Annotated in this window: 20 protein-coding genes; 15 read left to right on the forward strand and 5 right to left on the reverse strand. The window is 54.2% G+C overall.

Annotation, left to right across the window (positions count from 1 at the left end):
• Window positions 1-224 precede the first annotated feature (224 nt).
• The 6 genes from Pla52nx_RS05680 (at window position 225) to Pla52nx_RS05705 (ending at window position 8,371) form a co-directional block, all read left to right on the forward strand.
• On the forward strand, window positions 225-1,751 hold the full coding sequence (locus Pla52nx_RS05680) for a sodium:solute symporter family transporter (RefSeq protein ID WP_197454490.1): 1,527 nt from the start codon (window positions 225-227) through the stop codon (window positions 1,749-1,751).
• 100 nt (window positions 1,752-1,851) lie between these two features.
• Complete coding sequence (locus Pla52nx_RS05685; RefSeq protein ID WP_146519575.1) at window positions 1,852-3,105, forward strand: Glu/Leu/Phe/Val family dehydrogenase; 1,254 nt, start codon at window positions 1,852-1,854, stop codon at window positions 3,103-3,105.
• Window positions 3,106-3,499: 394 nt separating this feature from the next.
• Window positions 3,500-4,558 (forward strand): transposase, encoded by a 1,059-nt coding sequence (locus Pla52nx_RS05690; protein WP_146519576.1) that lies wholly within the window; start codon window positions 3,500-3,502, stop codon window positions 4,556-4,558.
• 856 nt (window positions 4,559-5,414) lie between these two features.
• Window positions 5,415-7,262, forward strand: coding sequence for a hypothetical protein (locus Pla52nx_RS05695; protein WP_146519577.1), 1,848 nt, complete (start codon window positions 5,415-5,417; stop codon window positions 7,260-7,262).
• Window positions 7,255-8,013, forward strand: a complete 759-nt coding sequence (locus Pla52nx_RS05700) for a hypothetical protein (RefSeq protein ID WP_146519578.1) — start codon at window positions 7,255-7,257, stop codon at window positions 8,011-8,013. The genes Pla52nx_RS05695 and Pla52nx_RS05700 overlap by 8 nt, the downstream gene beginning before the upstream one ends.
• 229 nt (window positions 8,014-8,242) lie before the next feature.
• Complete coding sequence (locus tag Pla52nx_RS05705; protein ID WP_261344240.1) at window positions 8,243-8,371, forward strand: hypothetical protein; 129 nt, start codon at window positions 8,243-8,245, stop codon at window positions 8,369-8,371.
• A gap of 372 nt (window positions 8,372-8,743) precedes the next feature.
• On the opposite strand, the gene Pla52nx_RS05710 is transcribed toward Pla52nx_RS05705, so the two are convergent.
• The gene (locus Pla52nx_RS05710) at window positions 8,744-9,511 is read right to left on the reverse strand and encodes a hypothetical protein (protein WP_146519579.1); all 768 of its coding nucleotides are present in this window, start codon (window positions 9,509-9,511) and stop codon (window positions 8,744-8,746) included.
• Window positions 9,512-9,747: 236 nt separating this feature from the next.
• On the opposite strand from Pla52nx_RS05710, the gene Pla52nx_RS05715 reads away from it, so the two are divergent.
• Window positions 9,748-10,215, forward strand: coding sequence for a hypothetical protein (locus Pla52nx_RS05715; protein WP_146519580.1), 468 nt, complete (start codon window positions 9,748-9,750; stop codon window positions 10,213-10,215).
• On the opposite strand, the gene Pla52nx_RS05720 is transcribed toward Pla52nx_RS05715, so the two are convergent.
• The 3 genes from Pla52nx_RS05720 to Pla52nx_RS05730 all read right to left on the reverse strand — a co-directional run bounded on the left by Pla52nx_RS05720 (window position 10,193) and on the right by Pla52nx_RS05730 (window position 13,053).
• Window positions 10,193-10,789 carry a LysR family transcriptional regulator gene (locus Pla52nx_RS05720; protein ID WP_146519581.1) on the reverse strand — a complete coding sequence of 199 codons (597 nt, stop codon included), beginning with the start codon at window positions 10,787-10,789 and terminating at the stop codon, window positions 10,193-10,195. The genes Pla52nx_RS05715 and Pla52nx_RS05720 overlap by 23 nt on opposite strands.
• A 154-nt stretch (window positions 10,790-10,943) precedes the next feature.
• Complete coding sequence (locus Pla52nx_RS05725; protein ID WP_146519582.1) at window positions 10,944-12,533, reverse strand: hypothetical protein; 1,590 nt, start codon at window positions 12,531-12,533, stop codon at window positions 10,944-10,946.
• A gap of 142 nt (window positions 12,534-12,675) precedes the next feature.
• A complete protein-coding gene (locus Pla52nx_RS05730) occupies window positions 12,676-13,053 on the reverse strand; it encodes an SLOG family protein (RefSeq protein WP_197454491.1) in 378 nt (125 codons plus the stop codon).
• A 311-nt stretch (window positions 13,054-13,364) separates the two neighbouring features.
• On the opposite strand from Pla52nx_RS05730, the gene Pla52nx_RS05735 reads away from it, so the two are divergent.
• The 4 genes from Pla52nx_RS05735 to Pla52nx_RS05750 all read left to right on the forward strand — a co-directional run bounded on the left by Pla52nx_RS05735 (window position 13,365) and on the right by Pla52nx_RS05750 (window position 15,135).
• Entirely contained in the window at window positions 13,365-13,793 is a 429-nt protein-coding gene (locus tag Pla52nx_RS05735; protein WP_146519584.1) for an NADAR family protein, read from the forward strand.
• 212 nt (window positions 13,794-14,005) lie between these two features.
• Window positions 14,006-14,170 (forward strand): hypothetical protein, encoded by a 165-nt coding sequence (locus Pla52nx_RS05740; RefSeq protein ID WP_197454492.1) that lies wholly within the window; start codon window positions 14,006-14,008, stop codon window positions 14,168-14,170.
• A 325-nt stretch (window positions 14,171-14,495) separates the two neighbouring features.
• Window positions 14,496-14,780: a hypothetical protein gene (locus Pla52nx_RS05745; RefSeq protein WP_146519585.1), complete on the forward strand. Its 285-nt coding sequence runs from the start codon at window positions 14,496-14,498 to the stop codon at window positions 14,778-14,780.
• A gap of 79 nt (window positions 14,781-14,859) precedes the next feature.
• The gene (locus tag Pla52nx_RS05750) at window positions 14,860-15,135 is read left to right on the forward strand and encodes a hypothetical protein (protein ID WP_146519586.1); all 276 of its coding nucleotides are present in this window, start codon (window positions 14,860-14,862) and stop codon (window positions 15,133-15,135) included.
• A 396-nt stretch (window positions 15,136-15,531) separates the two neighbouring features.
• Here the strand turns inward: Pla52nx_RS05750 and Pla52nx_RS05755 are convergent, their stop codons facing one another.
• Entirely contained in the window at window positions 15,532-15,771 is a 240-nt protein-coding gene (locus Pla52nx_RS05755) for a hypothetical protein (protein WP_146519587.1), read from the reverse strand.
• Window positions 15,772-16,027: 256 nt separating this feature from the next.
• Between Pla52nx_RS05755 and Pla52nx_RS05760 the strand changes: the two genes are divergently transcribed.
• The 4 genes from Pla52nx_RS05760 (at window position 16,028) to Pla52nx_RS05775 (ending at window position 19,895) form a co-directional block, all read left to right on the forward strand.
• Window positions 16,028-16,399 (forward strand): hypothetical protein, encoded by a 372-nt coding sequence (locus tag Pla52nx_RS05760; RefSeq protein ID WP_146519588.1) that lies wholly within the window; start codon window positions 16,028-16,030, stop codon window positions 16,397-16,399.
• Window positions 16,400-16,411: 12 nt separating this feature from the next.
• The gene (locus tag Pla52nx_RS05765; RefSeq protein WP_146519589.1) at window positions 16,412-16,867 is read left to right on the forward strand and encodes a hypothetical protein; all 456 of its coding nucleotides are present in this window, start codon (window positions 16,412-16,414) and stop codon (window positions 16,865-16,867) included.
• 251 nt (window positions 16,868-17,118) lie between these two features.
• The gene (locus Pla52nx_RS05770; protein ID WP_146519590.1) at window positions 17,119-17,484 is read left to right on the forward strand and encodes a hypothetical protein; all 366 of its coding nucleotides are present in this window, start codon (window positions 17,119-17,121) and stop codon (window positions 17,482-17,484) included.
• Window positions 17,485-18,632: 1,148 nt separating this feature from the next.
• A complete protein-coding gene (locus Pla52nx_RS05775; RefSeq protein ID WP_146519591.1) occupies window positions 18,633-19,895 on the forward strand; it encodes a DUF1254 domain-containing protein in 1,263 nt (420 codons plus the stop codon).
• Window positions 19,896-19,929: the final 34 nt, after the last annotated feature.

Below are 19,929 nucleotides of genomic sequence, written 5' to 3' on the forward strand. Positions count from 1 at the left end.
CATCCCATGCAATATCCGGGCTACCGCCAGAATCGCGAGTTGAGCTCTGATTTCAGTACGACGCGCACGCGAGTGATTCACGGAATTTCATTCACTCGCTTGCGCTTCGTGCTGATATTGGCATCGTTTCCAATCAAGAGCAATTCACGGTCGCAGCACTAGTGTATCATTCAGCGATCAGCTGCGCAGCAGAGTACGCCCCACTCGCCTCAACGATGATTCGCATGCATCCGCTCGACCTACTTGTGATTGCGATCTACCTGATCGTGATCCTCAGTTTGGGATTCGTTTTTGGACGAAACCAGTCTCGTAGCGAGTTTTTTGTTGCCAGCAGATCGATGAATTGGCTGACGGTGGGTCTAAGTGTCATGGCGACCCTTTTTTCATCCAATAGTTTTGTCTTTTATCCCGCAGCAGCGATGGGAGACAGTCTTCGTATCGGCTTGTCCCTGGTCGCATTTGCGTTGATGACACCGATCGTGATGTTCGTTTTCGTGCCGGTCTACGCGAGATTAAAAGTCGAAACCGCATACGAGTACTTGGAGTTGCGTTTTCAAGTGTCTGTGCGTGCTCTTGCTGCAGGACTGTTTGTGTTGCTCCGCATCGGCTGGATGGCGTCGGCGACCTACGCGGCATCGCTCGTCGTTTCGGAAGTCGCTGGGGTCCCACAAACCGTTGTGATCGTTGGCCTTGGAGTGATCGCAATCGGTTACACGATGGTCGGCGGCCTGAGAGCCGTGATGTGGACGGACGTGATTCAGTTTTTTGTGTTCGCGCTGACCATTCTGGCAACCTTCGGTCTGATCTTATCTAAAACCGATACGGGGATCGGCGGTGTCCTGTCGACATACTTTGATGGTCGCAGCGGCATGGTGGTCGACTTTGAATTGTCGTTGACGCTACAGTACGGAAGCTGGGCGATTCTGATCGGCGTTTTCCTGGAAGGCTTGTCCGCATTCGGAGTCGATCAAGTCGCAGTGCAGAGGTATCTCTCCGCAAAATCGATCAGGACTTCTCAGGTAGGAGCGATGTTGAATTTGATCGGAATGTGGGTGGTGGTGCCCGCCTTGTTGATGATCGGAGTCGCTCTGTACTCGTACTATTCGCAGCATCCAGACGAGCTCGCACCTGCAAGACAGATTGTTCAGACGCTGCCTGAAATCATTGCCGACAATCCCAAGATTGCCGATCATGCGATGCCGAACTTTGTCCGCGTCCATTTCCCCGCGGGCATGGCTGGATTGTTCTTGGCGGCGTTGATGGCAGCGATCATGTCGAGCATCGATTCCGGGGTTCACTCTGTGACGACCGTGCTGGTGGTCGACTTTCGTGATCGTCTCTTTCCAGACCTACGTCCAGACAGCGCACGAGGCGAGTTGCGAATGATTCGAGTCATGGTGTTGCTGATCGGTGTTCTGTCGATCGGGCTGGCTTGCATGGTGGGGCCGATGGGCAATGTGTTCGACATCGGAAAGAAGCTGACGGCAGCTTTTGGAGGGCCGTTGCTGGCGATCTTTGTTCTGGCACTCTTTACGAAGCGAACCTCCGCGATCGGAGTGCTGGTTGGCGCGGTCAGCGCAACGGCGGTCACGCTGGTCCTGATGTACACCCAAACTTGGTTCTCCGTTTGGTATTGGCCCATCGGCTTTGGAATGTCGCTCACGCTCGGATACGTCATCAGCTTGATGCGTCCCTCACCCGCCACAGAATTTACCTTCAACCGCATCATGCAAAAAGTCGTGCCCGATTGAGTGCCTCGCAGTCGATCTCTTCTTTCTCGCGACACAGTGAACATCGTTTGGACTAGGATTTTGACTGTGGGAATGAACCTCCATTGCTTAGGAAACTGGAATGCTAGACGAGAGCCGATTCTATTTTCACCATGCCGCCAATCAACTTGGGCTGTCCGAACGCGTCCGCGACATCCTGCTGGCGCCTCTGAGAATCGTTAAGGTTGAACTGATCACCGAGTCTGATGAAGGTAAGTTGATCAAGCACTGCGGGTATCGCGTTCAGCACAATCGCGTGCGTGGTCCCATGAAAGGTGGCTTGAGATACCATCCGACGGTGGACGAAGACGAGGCGACCGCACTTGCCAACTTGATGACATGGAAAACCGCGGTCGTCGATGTTCCCTACGGCGGTGCCAAGGGGGGCATCAATTGTGACCCTAAGCTGCTGAGCGAACGTGAACTTAACGAAATCACTCGCACATTCGTCGGGCAAATCAAAGAAGTCATCGGGCCGACCATCGATATCCCCGCACCCGACGTGAATACCAATGCAAAGATCATGGGCTGGATCATGGACGAATACTCCAAGTACCAAGGCTTCTCACCGGGTGTCGTCACCGGCAAGCCGTTGCACTTGTTCGGCTCCGAAGGACGTGAGGAAGCGACCGGGCGCGGCGTCATGATCGTTTTGGAAGAAGTGCTGAAATCTCAGAATCGCTCGATGAAAGATGTTACCGTCGCATTCCAAGGTTTCGGCAACGTGGGAAGTTTCGCAGCCCTGCTGATGGCAGAACAAGGAGCCAAGGTCGTCGCCGTTGGCGATCATGCGGGCGGAGTCTCGAATGCGGACGGACTCGACATTGTGAAACTGATCCAGTGGACGACCGAACATCGCACGGTTGCGGGTTTCCCCGGCGGAGATGCATTCGAAAGCCCAGAGGTGCTGACATGGGATGCGGACGTGCTGGTCCCTGCCGCGCTGGGCAACGTGCTGACGAAAGACAATGCGGCGGATGTTCGAGCGGGGATCATCGTCGAAGCCGCCAATGCACCGACCACACCGCAAGCCGATGAGATTTTCCGAAGGCGCGGTATCCTCGTCGTTCCTGATATCCTGGCCAATGCCGGCGGCGTGACCGTCAGCTATTTTGAGTGGGCTCAGAACATACAGCAGTTCCGCTGGGAGTTGGATCGAATACGAAACGAGTTATCCAACCACATGCGCAAGGCCTACGCGAGCGTCTCGGAGGTCGCGCAATCACGCGGTGTGGACCTTCGCACCGCAGCGTTCATCTTGGCCATCCAACGTGTCGGCAAAGCCGCACTCGCCAGACGCCCCTACGCGGAAGCAAGCGATCTGCCACAGCAATAGAGTCGGTTGCGTCGGATCAGTTCGAGCTTGCTAAAGCAATCGTAGGTCATGCTGTGCATGACGAAATCAAGTGCGTCGATCTTCACGCTGGCCATCTGCATTGGGTCAAAACTCCCGCTGACGTCCGGTGCGGCGGCGTTTCATTGGACGGATGAAAAAACTCAGGGGACACAGCACTTTAAAAAAAACTCAGGGGACACAGCACTTTATCGAGAAGGAAACTCAGGGGACACAGCACTTTATCGAGGGTTGACGGTTCCACCTCAGGTGATAGAAAGAACAGCCTCATCAGGAAACTCAGGGGACACAGCACTTTATCGAGGGTTGACGGTTCCACCTCAGGTGATAGAAAGAACAGCCTCATCTGATTCTCATCGCTTTGGGGGCACACACCATGGCAAGACTCGCTCGCGCGGAGGTCTTCGATCCCAACGAAGTCGCCTTCGCACACGTGATCGCTCGCACCGTCAGACGGTGCTTTTTGTTCGGAGACGATCCCGTCTCGGGGAAAAACTTCGACCATCGCAAGATCTGGATTGAACAATACCTTCAGCATTTCGCTGCATGCTTTGGGATCGACCTGATCTGTTTCGCGATTCTTTCAAATCATTACCACCTCATCCTCAGATCGCGTCCGGACGTGGTCAAGAACTGGGATGACACGGAAGTCGCCCGGCGATGGTTGATGCTGTGCCCCCATCGCAAAGATGCCGAGGGCAATCCTTGTGAACCCTCCAGGCCTGAGCTCGACGCCATTCGCAATTGCCCGCTCAAACTCGCTGATACCCGCTCCCGATTGAGCAATATCTCGTGGTGGATGCGTTTACTGAACCAACGGGTTGCTCAACGGGCCAACGCCGAAGACGAAGAAAAGGGGCGGTTCTTCCAGGATCGATACAAAGCCGTTCGACTGATCGATGAATCCGCGGTGCTGGCCTGCGCGGCTTACGTGGACCTCAACCCGATCCGCGCCGCGATGGCCGAGACGATCGAGCAAAGCGACCACACATCGGCACAACGTCGCATCGAAACACACACGCAACAACCTGCCGAAAGCCACAGCGACGGACTGCGGCATGACGATTCGTTTCTCTCACCTGTGGAGATCGACGAAGCGGAAGACGAGGTTGGTCCTGTGCCAAGTCAATCCGGCAAACGCTGCAGCGACAAGGGATTCCTGTGGTTCTCGCTTGAGCGATACCTTGAACTGCTGGACTGGACGGCTCGCGAAATCGCAGATGGCAAACGCGGCCAGACACCGCAGCATCTCGCCCCCATCCTTCAGCGACTCGGTTTGGAGTCTTCTGTCTGGTGCGAGTTGGTCGCGGACTTTGGCAAACTCTTCAAAACGGTGGCGGGCAGTCCGTGTACGGTGGACGAGTATCGCAGTTGCCAAACCAAACGTCGCTTCCGTCTGCCCCGCCGCATCCGCGATCTGATCCCTTCGGACTAAAAGCTTCCCGCGATCAGCCCCTTTTCTAAGTCGCTCTCTACAGCGACGCCGCTAGCGTTCTGGACATCAGTTGCCCCATTCGCCCAAAACCTCTCGCCCGGATATTGCATGGGATGTCTGCTACTACGACGCAAGTGGTAGGGGTGATTTGGCTTGCGTTGAAGTGAGGGCGTTACCGTTTGATACATCAGTTGGAACGCGATAGCGTCCGGTTCACCCGGCAAAACAGGAGAACCGGGTGCAAACGCACTCCAGCTGATGCAATATCTGGGCTAGCGAAAACCTCCCATCACGTCGATCAAGGCCAACGAAGCCCCGCCCGAGACCGCTCATTGTCCCAAACACCTCGGGAGCCAAACGGAACCACCCCAGCAAAGTGCTCTGTCCCCATCACTCACCATCACTCCCATCCTGTCCCCATCACTCCCATCGTGTCCCCATCACTCCCATCGCTCCCATCCCCCAGCAAAGTGCTCTGTCCCCATCACTCCGTCCCCTCCGTCCAGCAAAGTGCTCTGTCCCCATCACTCCGTCCCCCCCCAGCAAAGTGCTCTGTCCCCATCACTCCCCCCATCACTCCCCCCATCACTCCGCCATCACTCCGTCCCCCATGTCAACACTGGCAAAATTGCGTGAGGAATCCCGCTCGACCGCATTCATTACCCCGATTGGAAGCAGCGTGGACGCCGGTTGGCCCATCCCCGACTTCCGCGCGTGGACAGCAACGCGCCAGCGCCTCGATCGCTCACCCTTAGTAGAATGGAACGAAATGCCCGAAAAACGCATCCAACTTCGAACCCAGCGCAAGGTTTGGCGAGTGCAGCAAATACAAGCAAGCAAGCGAGGTTGGAGCATCATGAATCGAAATATCCAAACACGGATCGTACTTGCTCTCATCTGCTGGTTTAGTTGGATGAGCGTTGCGAAGAAATGCCGGGCGGATCTCTACACGGCCGCCGCGGCGTCGTTGGAATGGAAGGTGGACTCGGCCGACGAAGTGTATTTAGCCGAGATCGTTGAAGATGCCGACGCCAAACACGGATTACGCTTCCAGCCACTCGAAGCGTTGATGTCAAATCGCGAACTGAATATTTTTCCACACGCGACTGTCCATCAGTGTCGATTGGGCGGGTGCCTGGATTCACGCAGTCAATTTGCGGTAGCAGGCAGCCGCTGGTTGATCTTCGTTCGAGGTGAGGGTGAGCAGATTCGAGTTTCAAACGCAATCTCGCTCACCCACCCGACCGCTGACTGGACGTATGCTGCCATTTCGGGGTTCGGCAAAGGCGACGAACGTGTTTTAACCAAATCCGAAGAGATCATAGACCGAGTCAAACAGCGTATTGCAGTCGACCGACCGCTGCCGATGGATTGCGACCCGGACTTGACGGATCACCTGTACGGCAAGCGGTTGTCCGAGATACCTTTGGGTGCATGGATGGGCGGCAAGCTACTGCATGTGGACATCATGCGTTGGGATGATCCGAATGAATTCGGATTCGACCATGACACTTTGGTTAGTCCGCTGCTCGTACCGATCGACGTGCCCCAGGGCGAAGCCAGCGGACAACGTAGCGTCGCCGATGTACATGAAACCGAACTGATTTTTCTCAATGGTTCCAGCAGCGAGTTCTTCCGTCATGGCCAACCCGAACAGAACAAGTCATCGCTTATCGGAACATGGCAGTGCGAACTTCTGGATCGCGTGCTAACGATTACGTTCCACCATCGACTGACATGCCTCTACTCGATGGAAATAAAAGATCAGGCAGATAGCGATTATCTAGCTTCCAACGGCGGCACAGTCTTCGGAGCGGGAACCTGGACCGTCGACGGTGGCTTCTTGAACTTGAGAAAGAATCGGCGAGTCGAAGGAAGATGGCACCGTGGTCGAAGCTGGATGCGACATGGCGAAGATGACCTACCACGTGGCCGGATTGTCAGTAAATCGGATACGGAGTTTCAGCTCGCCGACGGGACCAAATTTGTTCGCCACAACGAGCCGGTTACGGCTTACGGTCATCCTCATGAGCACCCCTGGTACCTCATTTCCGAGGGCTGGGGACTGCACCGAGTCAGCCCAACGGTAGAAATCACATTTACGATGGCGGGGCAACCGGAACCAAAACCATTGAACGATTTGGTGCTAATGTGGCGCCAGCGAGGCAGTCCACCCATTCAAGGCCCACCTCGACCGGAGAGGCCTCGTACCGTGCGCACCCTGCTTGGCGATCAAGGCTTTGAACCGAGGATCACCGTGCTTCGAGCTGGCGACACGTTCGAAATTGAAGCGACCGGTTCGCGACCGATCATCGACCACAACATTAACTTGGCGTGGTTCAACAACAGCCAACGAGGTTTCGATCCTAGCCTTGAACCTCCACTAATTTATCAAGAAACGGTCGCTCGCGGTGAACCCGGGCTCATGCATATCGAGTGCAATATTCACGATGACGAACATGGTTACGTCGCGGTAACGGAACATGGCAACATCGCAGTGACCAATAACGAAGGGTATGCGAGACTAACCGATTGGCCGATCGGCCGACAAAGACTTGTGCTTACCCATCCCGACTATCACTTTCGCGATGCAGAGGTGTGGGCAGACGGTGAAAAGCTGGAAAAGAAAGGTGCCGCATTATTCCTTGAGATTCGCGACGCAAACATCGAACTGCGCATTACTGGAGTAAAGCGAAATGAGTAAGACGAACGTCATCCTGCCTTTCGCTATGATGACAGCAGTCATTATCGGTTGCGGTGATCATAAGACGACACCAGCAAACACCGAACCGGGCTTGTCAACAAAGCTTGAACCAACCGAATCGGCGTCTGAATCGAAACCATTGCCACGTCGGATCACGAACCAGTTTGGAATGACATTCTGTCTGGTCGAGGTTGACGTCGAAAAATGGGAGCACCTGCCAACGTATCCGTCAAAGTCTTACTACCTGCAAGAAAGGGAATTGCGACACGAAGATCACGAACGGTTTCGGCAGGCTGCATTTGGCGATGGAACCTATGAGACCATCGACTGGCATTTTAACAGTGGCTTCCCCGGTGAATGGCGGCAGGTTTTCCTGTATGGAAAAGCGATCTCGAAGTTTGACGCTCAATACGACTATCGCCTTCCCACTCTTCAGGAATACAGGTTTGCGTGCCGCGACGGATACGACCAAAGCTGCCCTGACTTTGAACCAACCCATGGATTACCCGCCGAGACGAACGGAGAAGCTCCCAATAAATTTGGCATTTACGGGTTGAACAGCGGGGATGTCGAATGCGGCGACATTCCCGGACTGTTCTTCGGTCGTCATGGCCGGCCAGTGGATACCCCACCAAAACCCGACTGTCGTTGCGACTGGTGGACGAAGGGCAACGCGGATGCCGACGACGGCTTGAATGAGTTGATCACAGCACGTTTTGTTCTGGTTGTGGAGGATAATCCAAGCAAATGAAACCTAAAAATCCACTTTCCTTGCTCTTCATCGTGGCCTCTATCACGCTGGCACCGCCTGGCTTGGTTCGCCGCTCGAAATGGCTAGGACTCTGTGCTTTTTTGCTAATCAGTTTGTCGAAGGAACTTCGGGGGACACAGCACTGAATCGAGAGTTGCCGGTTCCACGTGAGGTGATAGAAAGAAAATCCTCATCTGATCTGATACTCATCGCTTTGGGAGCACACACCATGGCACGACTCGCTCGCGCGGAGGTCTTCGATCCCAACGAAATTGCCTTCGCACACGTGATCGCTCGCACCGTCCTTGTGCGGTGGACGAGTATCGCAGTTGCCAAACCCAACGTCGCTTCCGTCTGACACGGCGTACCCGCGACCTGATCCCTTCGGACTAAAAGCTTCCCGCGATCAGCCCCTTTTCTAAGTCGCTCTCTACAGCGACGCCGCTAGCCCGGATTATTCATGCGGATGATTGATTTTAGCGCAAACAGATCCTTGACAATGAGTTGTGACATCGTCGGGTTATGAATAATCGGGGCTAGCGCCTGAGGCTCACTTTGATTGCGATGCATGGAGCGAAAACATGGACTGAAAAAACAATGTCAACCCCAAACTTTGAGCAGCCCAGGACTAGCCCAACTACCCCAGCGTAGTGCTCTGTCCCTATGATCCCCTCCGCCTATGATCCCCTCCATGATCCCTGCACGATGAAGATGAACCTGAAACGCGTGATTACACGTACCAGTATCGTTCGGGATACCGCGTTTGATACTCGCGTTGCTGCTTAATGCTCATGGTGACGTGCCGTGCTGGTTCGATAACGTCTGCAATTTCAACTTCAAAACCGAGTTTGCGTAGTCGCTCGGGCCAGAGCTTGTGACGCGGTTTTGGTTTTCCAGGAAGTTCGTAGCCGAGATACGTCAACGCTGTTTTGGCGTGGGCACGCTCGATTTCGTAGGGATAGGGATTGCGACCGAGGCGACGGTGGAGCTGTGACTTCACGCGGGTGCGTCGGTATAGGCCGCCGCTAGGATCAGCTTCCCAATCACGCAATTTCAAGATCGTTCCATGGGTTGCATCGGTTCGCCGGATGACTGCGGCGTGCGTCTTGCCAGTGAACGCGATGGCATCGTATTGGTGCCTCATTAGCAAGTATATGTCCCAACGATCGGGAATGTCGGGATAGCGGTTTTCACTTCCCACGGGTTCCCATTGATCGTTGAGCGGTTTGCAGTGGCACAAGATTGCTTGGTGGTGAGGAACAAATTCGGACTTGCGACTTCCTGGAGGCACGCCAGGCAACAAGCGTTCGTCTACCAAAAACTGGCCGCTCACAGCACCCGATGCCGGTTGCAGTAAGCCACGCCAATGCATGCATGCGTGTCTGGGCAGATTTAGATAGCTGTCCGAAGCGGCATACCTATTCAACGGATGAGCAATCGAAAGGGGCGACTCTCTCGTGAAGGCGTCGACTTGTTCTTGAAGAGATTTTCGAGACATCGGTTGGGTCCTTGGGCCTAGCTTGAGGGTTTTGTAAAAATACTCCTGTTCGCTGACAAGACCAGCGGGGAGTGAATTTACAACACCCAGTGATCCACCAAGCCTTTTATTTGCTTTTTCCGTTGGTTCTTGCAGATTTAACGGAAAGCATTCCTGTGTGCTTCTAAAGGAATGAAGAGCGCCGCCAATCTCGGCGTCTCATTTCACAACTGAGTCTCATCACACGGAGCACGCGAATGAAGATTGGTTTCACTGGTTCTCGCAACGGCATGACTGAACAGCAGAGGACTCGCTTTAGGCAGTTGCTCAACCAAACGTGCGCGTCGGAAGCCCATCATGGCGATTGCGTCGGTGCGGACGCGGACTTTCACGCGATTTGCGTTGAACTTGGCGTTGCCGTAGTGGTTCATCCACCGTCGAACTCGAAGTCACGCGCCATTTGCAGTCCGGTTTCGGAAAGACGACCGCCGCTGCCGTACCTGCAACGCAATCAAACCATTGTTCGTTCGACGGTCGCATTGATCGCGGCCGTGAGCGGACCAGAACGCGTGCGTTCCGGAACTTGGGCCACCATTCGCTTTGCCCGAACGCTGCGGCGGCCTATCTTTCTTGTCGATGCGGCTGGACACGTTACAAATGAGAACGACGCATCGCGACTGCTGGAAAATGCTTCCACCAAAGTCATTCATTCCAAAGACGCATGAATAGTGGCAGGTAGACGCGGCGCTGACCGCCACCGGTCCGTGTGACCAGTTCACCACCCCAGTTCAGTTCCAGCTCATCCAATCGGCGACGCACGGTCGATTTGGAAACTTGGGCCGCGTCGGCGGCGGCGGCGATCGTCACCCAGTCGGCGGTGCGGTCGTAGAGGTACTCTTTGATCGACCATCGGTCTGGTGAGAATGGCCGGATGTCGCGAAACGAATTGCGGCTTCCTTCCGTTTCTCGTGGGCCGAATGTAATCTCGATCCAGCGATCACCTCGTTGCAAGTGGAGCCAGCTTCCTGGATCCTCAGGTGGTGTTGCCATTCGCAGTGCTTGGGCATACGCGAGCAGGCCCGCATCCCGATCGCAGGGGATCAATGGGCCGACCACAAGCTCGCGACAAGCAATCTCTCCTTGGGATTCGAGGCATGACTGGCGGACGACCCAGTAGATTTTGAACTCAAGACGAATCAGTGTCAGCGCAATCGCTGGATCATTCTCGATCGGGCGAGTCGATACTTTGGTCAGCTTTGCGGCGTATGGTTTGTTGGTCTGGAAGTTGTATCGGGTCATATAGTCTTGACGTAAAGATTAATTGGGGACCTGTACGAAAGGTATCGTAGCTATGAACAAACCGCTCGCGAGTCATTCGCGAGCGGTTTGACATTAAACGGGAAGTTGGCCTTCCTCCATCAAGGATTTCGCGACTGGAGCTGATCCGAAGCGACTAAATCTCTGTCTCGCAACCCGATCGAAGGAAAATACGCCGATATTGGTGAGCCAGCTTGGGGTCCGCCATGATCGCTTCCTCGCCTCGAACGAATCGTTCCCCGATTGCTTTGGCATAGTTTAACGAACAGATCGGATCCTTCGCGATGGATATCTCCAAGAACTGAACTCGTTGATTAAGCCTCCGGCACATTTCTCTAGCGATCTCAAGTTGTGACTTCGCTTCTTCTCCTTCCCCGTAGTTGCGAGAAAAATATGACTTCAGTTTTAACCGATAACGGTTCGCCATCTCGGACGTTGCGATCGACGCTAAGAATCGACAGTATCGATCGAACGAATAGCGGCGGTCCAGCAGGCTGACTTCATAACAAGCATCCCGCTGCCGAGACTCCGCGTGTCCTTGATTGCTCCAGCGACTCGGCCTCCAATGCGCCTGTGGGTCTTGTGTTCTCCAATCCTTCAATTGTTGCATGAAGATCTCCTCATCCGATTTGGCGATCGAACCTGGAAACGCCCTGCGATAGTTTGCTAGCGGTCCAACCGACCGTTTGATTTTGTTCTCGAATTTCCTCCATCGTTTTTTGCGAACTGTTACCGCGTAATCGACCGCTTGCCTGGCAGTCAGATCGGCAACCCGGACATGTTGCTCGAATCGCCGCCACGGTCCACCGATGACTTCGGTGGCGTAGCGGATTGCGAGTTTCACGTCCTGCAGAATTTCGCTTGTTTCCTCTCCTGTCAGCTTTCGCTTTTCTTGGATGGCTCGTTCGACTCGATCTCGTCGTTTGGCCTTTTCGATTTCGTGAGAATCGGACACATTGCTCCGAAGCTCATTAATCCGATTTCTGACAGCTGTGCACGGAACCATGTCCCACCTGTCCTTCACCTCCATTCCATTCGCAAGATAACGATTTCCTTCATGATCCAAAATGAAGTCAAACGGAAACGAATAGTTCATTGGGTCGCCGTGTCGAACACACCACGATGTGTCTTGGCCGAAACTTTGAAGTGCTCCTGTCGTGCGGATGCGGATGATGGTGAATTTGTCGTCCTGGTGGACGATTTCTGATCCGTCCAATGCGACCGGTTCGCCCATTCGTATTCGCTTATCCTCTTCGTCAATTCGAATGATCTCGGCGATCCGTCCGCCGAGCGTTGCCAAAGATTCCGGCGTGTATCGAAAGATGTCGGCGTGATAACCGGCGTCTTCCAGTCGCAGCCCCGTCCAGCTTAGCGGGGAAAAGTACTTGGCTCCTTTGTGGTGCGTTTCGAGGTATTTGGTGACGCGTTTTTGGTCAGCGTCGGTTGGGTTCCACTGGCCGGTCCAATGCTTGACCAGCCAGGCGAGATACTTTTTCTTTGGGGTTGGGTCGAGTTCGGCAAGTTCGAGAATAAGGGGGCGGAAGTCAGGATCATCGTCAAAGTGTTTTTTCAGCAGAAAGTCGATTCGTTTGTCGGCCTGAGATCGTTTGAGCGTTTCTTTCGGTTTGGGCTTCTTGCGGTGATGTCCTGGGTTGGTTGGTGGCGAGTCGTTTTCGGCTGATTTGGTTTGTAAAGACGTGATTGGCGGGAGTGTGGCTGCTTTCAAATCGGACTCCGGGGTGAATGGGCTCTTAAACAAAAAAAGACGCGATCACGTGCGCGCAGCTGAATATTTACATGTGGCGCCGGCGAGCGTTTCGTTAACCTCGCACAGGGCCTCACGCGGAAGAAATCCGCATCAGAGGGGTTCAAGCATTCACGACGGCCACATGAACCGGCATGCCGGCCGCTTTCATGTGGTCGATCATGTCCTGTGTGCCCGTGCTTTCACCGTCGTGAATCGCGATCAAGGCTTCGCCGGCTGCGGCAAGCTCGCGGTTGGCGATCAAGCCCGCACCACGACCGAGTTTCCAATTGGGTTTGATCACGGTGGTTGGGAGTCCGTTGCGAGCGGCCCACTGCTCGCCGGCACGGTCGGGGCCTCCAGCGCCGCCCGAGATGACTTCGGTGATTTGGAAGCCCGATTCTTGGATCGCGGTTTCGAGAATGGTTGCAAGTTCGTCGTAGTCCCAGCGACGAGAGCTGATACGGGCAACGCTGCGAGATCCGGCGATAATGACTTTCAAACGGTTAACTCCAAATTCGGGGAAGTGTCGACACAACGTTGGGCCTCATTGACTAAAACCGTCTCGCTGCTCCAACGGACTCGCGTGACAAGTTTTCTGACAAGTTTGGTCCGTCGTGACCCAAGGTGCCTTGCAACTGTAAATTTGCTCCCGCTTTTCCGCATTGCCACGGAGAGCGAGTTTACAAAACGTGCGGTTCTAACGGGTTATTCGCTGCAATTATCAATGCGTGGCGGACGAGTTAACGAGTCCCACGACGGCGCACTTTTGATAGGTAAACGAACAACGTTTCCTTTTGCCTGGAGTTGCCCATGCCGTTTGGCGCCTGTGCCCCTGTCTGTTTTGCCGCGTCGCCCGATCAAGTTGTCATTCGTAAAGTGGCAGAGCCCCGAGGCTGGCTCAGCAAGATGAGCCCGCACCCGATTGTTTATGAGGGCCGAAAGTGGTGGCATGCCGTGGCGCTGTTTCAGGCTTTGCGTTTTGCCTCCGATGATAAAGAGGCCCGCGAGGCGGTGCCTGAGCCGCGTTCGCCAACGAAGAAAAAGATGATTGCGAAGAGATTCCGGGCGCGCCGAGTGGTTGCGCCGCTGAGTGATCAGGATGTGGAAAATATGGGGCTCTGCCTGCGGTTGAAAATGGATGCCCATGGTGGCGTGCGGCGGAAGTTGATTGCCAGTGGTGAACGGCTGTTGGTGGAGGATTGCAGTCCTTGGGGTCGCCGGGTGAATGATTTGTTTTGAGGGGCCGTGCGCGTGTCGGATGAAGCTTGTCCGCTTGGATATGCCTGGGAAGGTCGCAATATCCTTGGCCGCCTTTGGATGGAAGCGAGGGCAATGCTGCAGGCTTTGATCAGTTGGTCGCGTCATGCTTCGCTCCGCAGTAGTGCGGCAGCTTGCCTCGCCATCAGGTTGCCATGTTTTTAATAGAACAAATTTCGATTCGTGAGCGACTGATGACCTTCAAAGTTGAAAAACTACTTGGTGAAACATACGACCGCAAAGCTTGGCTCTACTCCATCCGCGATGTTGAAACAGGCCGCGAGCACTTGTTGTACTTTCCCAAAACGATGAAGGGCGGGTGGGCGTATCGGATTCTTTTGCTCGACAAAGTGCTGTAACCGTTGGCTACCTGACCGTCAAACTTGTCAAAGAACCTTCCAAATCTGGATGTCTTTCGAACATCCCGATAACCTTTCAATCCTTGTTCCCAATCCTCACATCAACCGGAGCCAACCATTTGGTCATCACTGTCCTCTGCCCGCATTGCGGTCGCCCCAACACCGTTCGTGATCGAATTCGAAACGGCACTCAACGAGAAACCTGCCGGCACTGCAACAAGAACTTCGGCGTTCAATTCCGAAACGGAGAATTGTACGACATCACCAGGTAAATCATCTCGCAACCGAATCTTACTCCTTCATTCACCCTCACTGGATTTGCCACATGTCACATATCAAAAGCTTGCTGCTGCTGTCTTGCCTTCTACTTTTTGCTGGCTGCGGCGGTAATCCGATCACCAAGGACAATTACACCGAAGTCAAAACGGGCATGACGCTCGATGAGGTTGAGTCGATCCTCGGCCCTGGAACCGAGCAGGCCAGCAGTGACGCCAGCTTTGGCGGCATCGCCATCGACATGAAAAACATGGTTTGGCAGAACGAAGACAAAATCATCTCGATCACGTTCTCGCATGGCAAAGTGAAAGCAAAATCGCAGATCGGGCTGTAGTTTGTCTGGCTCGCGTTAAGCGTGCTTGAATACACAAGTAGAATAATCGCCTCACACATCTTCCCCTGAAGAATCGCGTTTGCGAAAGATCGCCAAACTCGTCTCGCTGTTCTACGGTTGCCAAATGCTGCTCGCCAGTCTCGGCACGGCGTTGTACTGCTGTCTCGATCCCAACGCATTCGGAAGTCTCGGCAAGGAATCCGGCATCAACTTGCGGCTGTTCTTTTTGACGGCCGGCTTGCTCCCCCAAGCCGGCCTCGGATTGCTTATGATATGGCTCGGCATGCCCAGCCGAAGCCGCGTGCGAACCTGGCGTGTTGCCAGAACAACGATCAAGCAGATCGTTGAGAACTGAAAACGAAACAAAGGAAAGCAACTTGCCATTGATTAGTTATGGTCTTGACTTGTCGGGCTATTCGTCGGGCGGATCTTCACTTGCCCGAGCAGAACGACGAGATGATTCGGGTGTTGATATTCGCATCCTCGACAAATCCGTCTTTCGGCGAAAGACGAAAGGAACGAGTCCACTCAATCGTGTAAACGAGGCGGAGAGTGAAGAGATCAAATTGATGTTAGCTGGGGGTACTTTGGTTGTGGACGTGTGCATTGATCTGCAAGGATTGCCGAATCCTCCCAACGCTAATGGTGTTTGGCAATTGACTCGGCGGCCCGTTGATCGAGCTTTTGATGCATTGACTCCGATGGCCGACAAGATCGGGGCGTACGTCGCTCGGATGCAAAGGCCACCAACCTAAACCGTCTGGGATGGGATGCACTGGATGGCATTCAATTTAGTCACGATGATTTTGACGCTGCGATCTGCGCTCTCACTGGCTTCACTGACTTTGATGGAATGCTTGCCAGCGACGAGCTTCAGCGAATGATGCAGCAGCGATTGATTGAGCGAGGTGATCTGACGAACGAGGAATGCTCCCAAGTGACTCTGCCTATTGGCTATCGATTGCTTCAATCTGCCCCAAAAATTGTCCATATTGTTTCAAACGACAGGAATTTACAGTGACAAAGACGTACGAAGACGCAATCAAGTTCCTCGACAATAATCCCGGGACACACCGTTTTGGCGACCTTGCTGAAGGGCTCGGCTACACCCGCGCCACGGGCAGCCAAGCGATAGGTTCAATGATGAGAGCCATTCACAATCGCGGTCTCCACCATTATTGCCGTCGTGTTGTTAGCGACGCAACTGGACAACACGGTTGCGACGCTCCCGTGCAGGAGGTGGATCAATGAGCAGGCTTACCCTCGGACTCGACCTAGACGGTTGCATCACAGAAGCACCAGAATTCTTCTCGGCTTGGACACACTCCTGGCCGGAGAAGGTGATTGTGATCACGTATCGACGCGATCGTGCGAAGGCGATTGCAGATCTTGATGAACGCAATATTCGTTACGACGAAGTGGTGCTGGTCGATCGCTTTGAGGCGAAAGCGGAAGTGATCGCCGAGCATGGCGTCACGCTGTACGTCGACGATCAACCCGAAATGCTCAAGAACGTTCCTGCGGGTGTACACGTCATGCTGTTCCGCAACGAGGGCAATTTTGATTTCGCGGATCAACGCTGGATGCTTAGCCAGGAAACTGGCAAGCTCGTTTGTTAAAGGGTTGGGCCTATGGAAAAACATTTGAATCAAGTTGCCGAGTTCCATCGGAAGATTGGCGAAACCGTTTCCGAGTCGCCCAAGCTACTCGACCACGAATCGGACCTCGATCGCGATTTGGCTCGGTCGCTACGGCAGATTGCCGAGGCGTTCAACCAACCCGACAGCCCCAAAACGCAATTGACTCGACGGGCACTGATGGCTGTCGAGGAATTGGCCGAGTGGATTGAAGCTCACGACGATGACGACCTTACCGCAGCAGCCGATGCTTGGGCCGATCGAATGTATTTGCTGTTCGGTGATGCGGTTGCGACCGGATTGCCAGCCGAACCGTTACTAGACGAGGTACATCGTTCCAACATGACGAAAGCCGCGGCGAGCGAAAGAACCGGAAAGGGCACTAAAACAAGTGACTTTCAATCACCCAACATTCAAACGCTGTTGGCTGACCATTTAGAGGAATCCTGACGAATGGCATCGTCTTTTATGGTCAAGGGTGACGTTCATGTCTGCCGTGATTGCGGTGGTTCGATGACAGGTACCGCGTTAGGTGCCTATTGTGAAAACACGACGACAATCGGCAATGCAAAAGATCCGAAGGATGTGTGTGAACCACTCGGACGCGAACGTCGATTGTTTTGCGAGCGCTGTGGCGAGCCGGTGCCTTATGGCGAGACGGTGTGTCCGAGTTTTGATTGCGGGAAGACGGCGAACCGCCCATGAAAAACAATCCACAGATCGGAATTTGGTGGGATAACGGCAAGCAAATTGTCGTGTTTCCGCATTCGCCTGGCAAAGCGGATTTGGCGACGGGGCTTTGCGACAGCGATGATGCCCACAACGACATCTGGCCGGATGCCGCGATGCAGTTTGGACTGACTGAATTTGCAGAATACTTCAGCGTACCGCGAGGACGAGTTCTTTGGGCGCCGTCGAAGCGAATCAGTATCATCTACCACGGCAACGCAACCGCAGCCGACCGATTGGATGAGATTGCCAAGGTGTTTCATCTCGGCCAATGGGAGTCGCGTACCGATATTCATTACATGATGGGCAGTTCAGTCGATGACCTGTTTGACGACTGACAGCCTAAGTCGATAGGAGCAAACATTGCCCTTGCCAATTGTTTCTCAAGCACACTGAGGGTGTTTCGCTCTGAAACTACGGATCATTCAAACGCTTGACCGAGACGAACTCGAGAACCACTTCGTTTCTCGCCACTCTCACGCAGTCATCAGTGTCCATCGGCCGGGGAACTTCCGGAAACTTCGGGGGACACAGCACTTTATCGGAACTTCGGGGGACACAGCACTTTATCGAGGGTTGAGGGTTCCATCTCAAGTGAAAAAACGAAAAGTCTTGTCTGGCACTCATCGCTTTGGGGGCACACACCATGGCAAGGCTCGCTCGCGCGGAGGTCTTCGATCCTAACGAAGTTGCCTTCGCACACGTGATCGCTCGCACAGTCCTTGTGCGGTGGAGGAATATCGCAGTTGCCAAATCAAACGTCGCTTCCGTCTGCCCCGCCGCATCCGCGATCTGATCCCAACGGACTAAAAGCATCCCGCGATCAGCCCCTTTTCTAAGTCGCTCTCTACAGCGACGCCGCTAGCGTTCTGGACATCAGCTGCGAATTCGCCGAAAGCCTCTAGGGAAAGCATCCCATCACGTCGATCAAGGCCAGCGAAGCCCCGCCCGAGACCGCTCGTTGTCCCAAACACCTCGTGAGCCAAGCGGAACCACCCCAACAAAGTGCTCTGTCCCCATCACTCCCACACCATCACTCCCATTCGCCCCGGCAGCCCTTTAAGAGTCTGTAGTCGTGAGTCTGCAGCCTTGAGGCACGATCGAAACTCTCCGGTCTGTTGATCAGGATGAGTTCCGATCAACTCACATTTACGTTCGGAAAATTCAGGAAAGCAAAGCGATCTGCGATTTCCTCGCCTTAGCACTGTGCACAGTGCAGCTAAATTTATTTAGATCAGCAGCCCGCGGATGCACAGTTCATAGAGCTACAATGCATTGCGGCGTGTACGAGGCGAGCCGATGGAGTCGCCCTATAAACCTGAACCCCAAACATTAGCACCAGAAGCGAGAGACCATTAAACCAATAACCATAACCACGTTCGTTGCGCTCGCCGCATTCGCCTACCCCTCCCTCGCGCCGGCTGCCGATATTACCCCAGCCGAAGTCCGCACCATCGCCAAGGATGCCTATATCTATGGCTATCCCATGGTGGACAGCTACCGCATCCAATACGGCTACTTCGTTGATAAGACCGACCCCGAATACAAGGGTGCGTGGAACGCGACACACAACACGCCGCGCGTTTACACACCGGCGGACAAGGCCGTCCAGACGCCCAATTCCGACACGCCGTATTCCTTTCTCGGTGCAGACCTCCGGGCCGAGCCGCTCGTGCTGACCGTCCCTGAACTTCCCAAGGACCGCTATTTTTCGATTCAGTTCATCGACGCCTATACGTTCAACTTTGCTTATGCTGGCAGCCGAACCACAGGTAACGAAGCGGGTAGCATCATGCTGGCTGGCCCGAATTGGAAGGGCGACAAACCACAGGGAATCAAGAAGGTCATCCAGTCAGAGACTGAGATAAACGTGCTCATCTATCGCACTCAACTTTTTGATCCGTCCGACATCGACAACGTCAAAAAAATCCAGGCCGGATACAAGGTGGAGCCGCTTTCGTCCTTTCTCGGCACCGCAGCGCCCACCCCCGCCCCGACCGTCGACTTCATCAAGCCGATCAGCCAGGAAGAGCAGAAAAGTTCTCTCGAGGTGTTCAATATCCTGAATTTCGTTCTGCAATTCTGCCCCACCGATCCGTCCGAGAAGGAACTCATGGAGAGGTTCGCCAAGGTTGGCATCGGTGCCGGAAAGACCTTTGATCCGACGAAGCTGTCCCCTGAGATGAAGAAAGCCTTCGAGGAAGGCATCGGCGACGCCTGGAAAGAATTTGCGGGCGGCGCGAAGTTAATGGCGGAAGGTAAAATTACCTCCGGCGATGCCTTCGGTACGCGCGCATCGATGAAAAACAATTACCTCTATCGCTGGCTCGCAACCATAGGCATCTGGGGAAATTCAAAACAGGAAGCGATGTACCCAATCTATTTTAATGACGCTAGCGGCCAAAAGCTCAACGGCGCTAATCGCTATACTCTGCATTTCCCCAAGGGAAAACTGCCACCCGCGAATGCGTTCTGGTCGCTCACCATGTATCAGCTGCCGGAGAGCTTGCTGGTAGCCAACCCCATTGACCGCTACCTCATCAACTCGCCGATGCTGCCGGAGCTGAAAATGGACAGCGATGGCGGACTCACGCTCTACATCCAGCACGAATCACCCGGCAAGGACATGGAATCGAATTGGCTTCCTGCACCCAAGGGGCCATTCTCATCTTACCTGCGCATCTATTGGCCAGCAGAAGCCGCCCTGGACGGTTCATGGAAGGCACCTCAACTTGAAAAAGTGAAGTGACTCGCTTTTGGTCCCGAAATACTGCCACCAATCT

Origin of the sequence: Stieleria varia, from assembly GCF_038443385.1 — a bacterium.
Lineage (GTDB): Bacteria > Planctomycetota > Planctomycetia > Pirellulales > Pirellulaceae > Stieleria > Stieleria varia.

Coding starts and splice junctions, on each gene's coding strand:
- Pla52nx_RS05680 (WP_197454490.1), top strand. CDS start 225: ATGCATCCGCTCGACCTACTTGTGATTGCGATCTACCTGATCGTGATC.
- Pla52nx_RS05685 (WP_146519575.1), top strand. CDS start 1,852: ATGCTAGACGAGAGCCGATTCTATTTTCACCATGCCGCCAATCAACTT.
- Pla52nx_RS05690 (WP_146519576.1), top strand. CDS start 3,500: ATGGCAAGACTCGCTCGCGCGGAGGTCTTCGATCCCAACGAAGTCGCC.
- Pla52nx_RS05695 (WP_146519577.1), top strand. CDS start 5,415: ATGAATCGAAATATCCAAACACGGATCGTACTTGCTCTCATCTGCTGG.
- Pla52nx_RS05700 (WP_146519578.1), top strand. CDS start 7,255: ATGAGTAAGACGAACGTCATCCTGCCTTTCGCTATGATGACAGCAGTC.
- Pla52nx_RS05705 (WP_261344240.1), top strand. CDS start 8,243: ATGGCACGACTCGCTCGCGCGGAGGTCTTCGATCCCAACGAAATTGCC.
- Pla52nx_RS05710 (WP_146519579.1), bottom strand. CDS start 9,511: ATGTCTCGAAAATCTCTTCAAGAACAAGTCGACGCCTTCACGAGAGAG.
- Pla52nx_RS05715 (WP_146519580.1), top strand. CDS start 9,748: ATGAAGATTGGTTTCACTGGTTCTCGCAACGGCATGACTGAACAGCAG.
- Pla52nx_RS05720 (WP_146519581.1), bottom strand. CDS start 10,789: ATGACCCGATACAACTTCCAGACCAACAAACCATACGCCGCAAAGCTG.
- Pla52nx_RS05735 (WP_146519584.1), top strand. CDS start 13,365: ATGCCGTTTGGCGCCTGTGCCCCTGTCTGTTTTGCCGCGTCGCCCGAT.
- Pla52nx_RS05740 (WP_197454492.1), top strand. CDS start 14,006: ATGACCTTCAAAGTTGAAAAACTACTTGGTGAAACATACGACCGCAAA.
- Pla52nx_RS05745 (WP_146519585.1), top strand. CDS start 14,496: ATGTCACATATCAAAAGCTTGCTGCTGCTGTCTTGCCTTCTACTTTTT.
- Pla52nx_RS05755 (WP_146519587.1), bottom strand. CDS start 15,771: ATGGACAATTTTTGGGGCAGATTGAAGCAATCGATAGCCAATAGGCAG.
- Pla52nx_RS05760 (WP_146519588.1), top strand. CDS start 16,028: ATGAGCAGGCTTACCCTCGGACTCGACCTAGACGGTTGCATCACAGAA.
- Pla52nx_RS05765 (WP_146519589.1), top strand. CDS start 16,412: ATGGAAAAACATTTGAATCAAGTTGCCGAGTTCCATCGGAAGATTGGC.
- Pla52nx_RS05770 (WP_146519590.1), top strand. CDS start 17,119: ATGAAAAACAATCCACAGATCGGAATTTGGTGGGATAACGGCAAGCAA.
- Pla52nx_RS05775 (WP_146519591.1), top strand. CDS start 18,633: ATGGTGGACAGCTACCGCATCCAATACGGCTACTTCGTTGATAAGACC.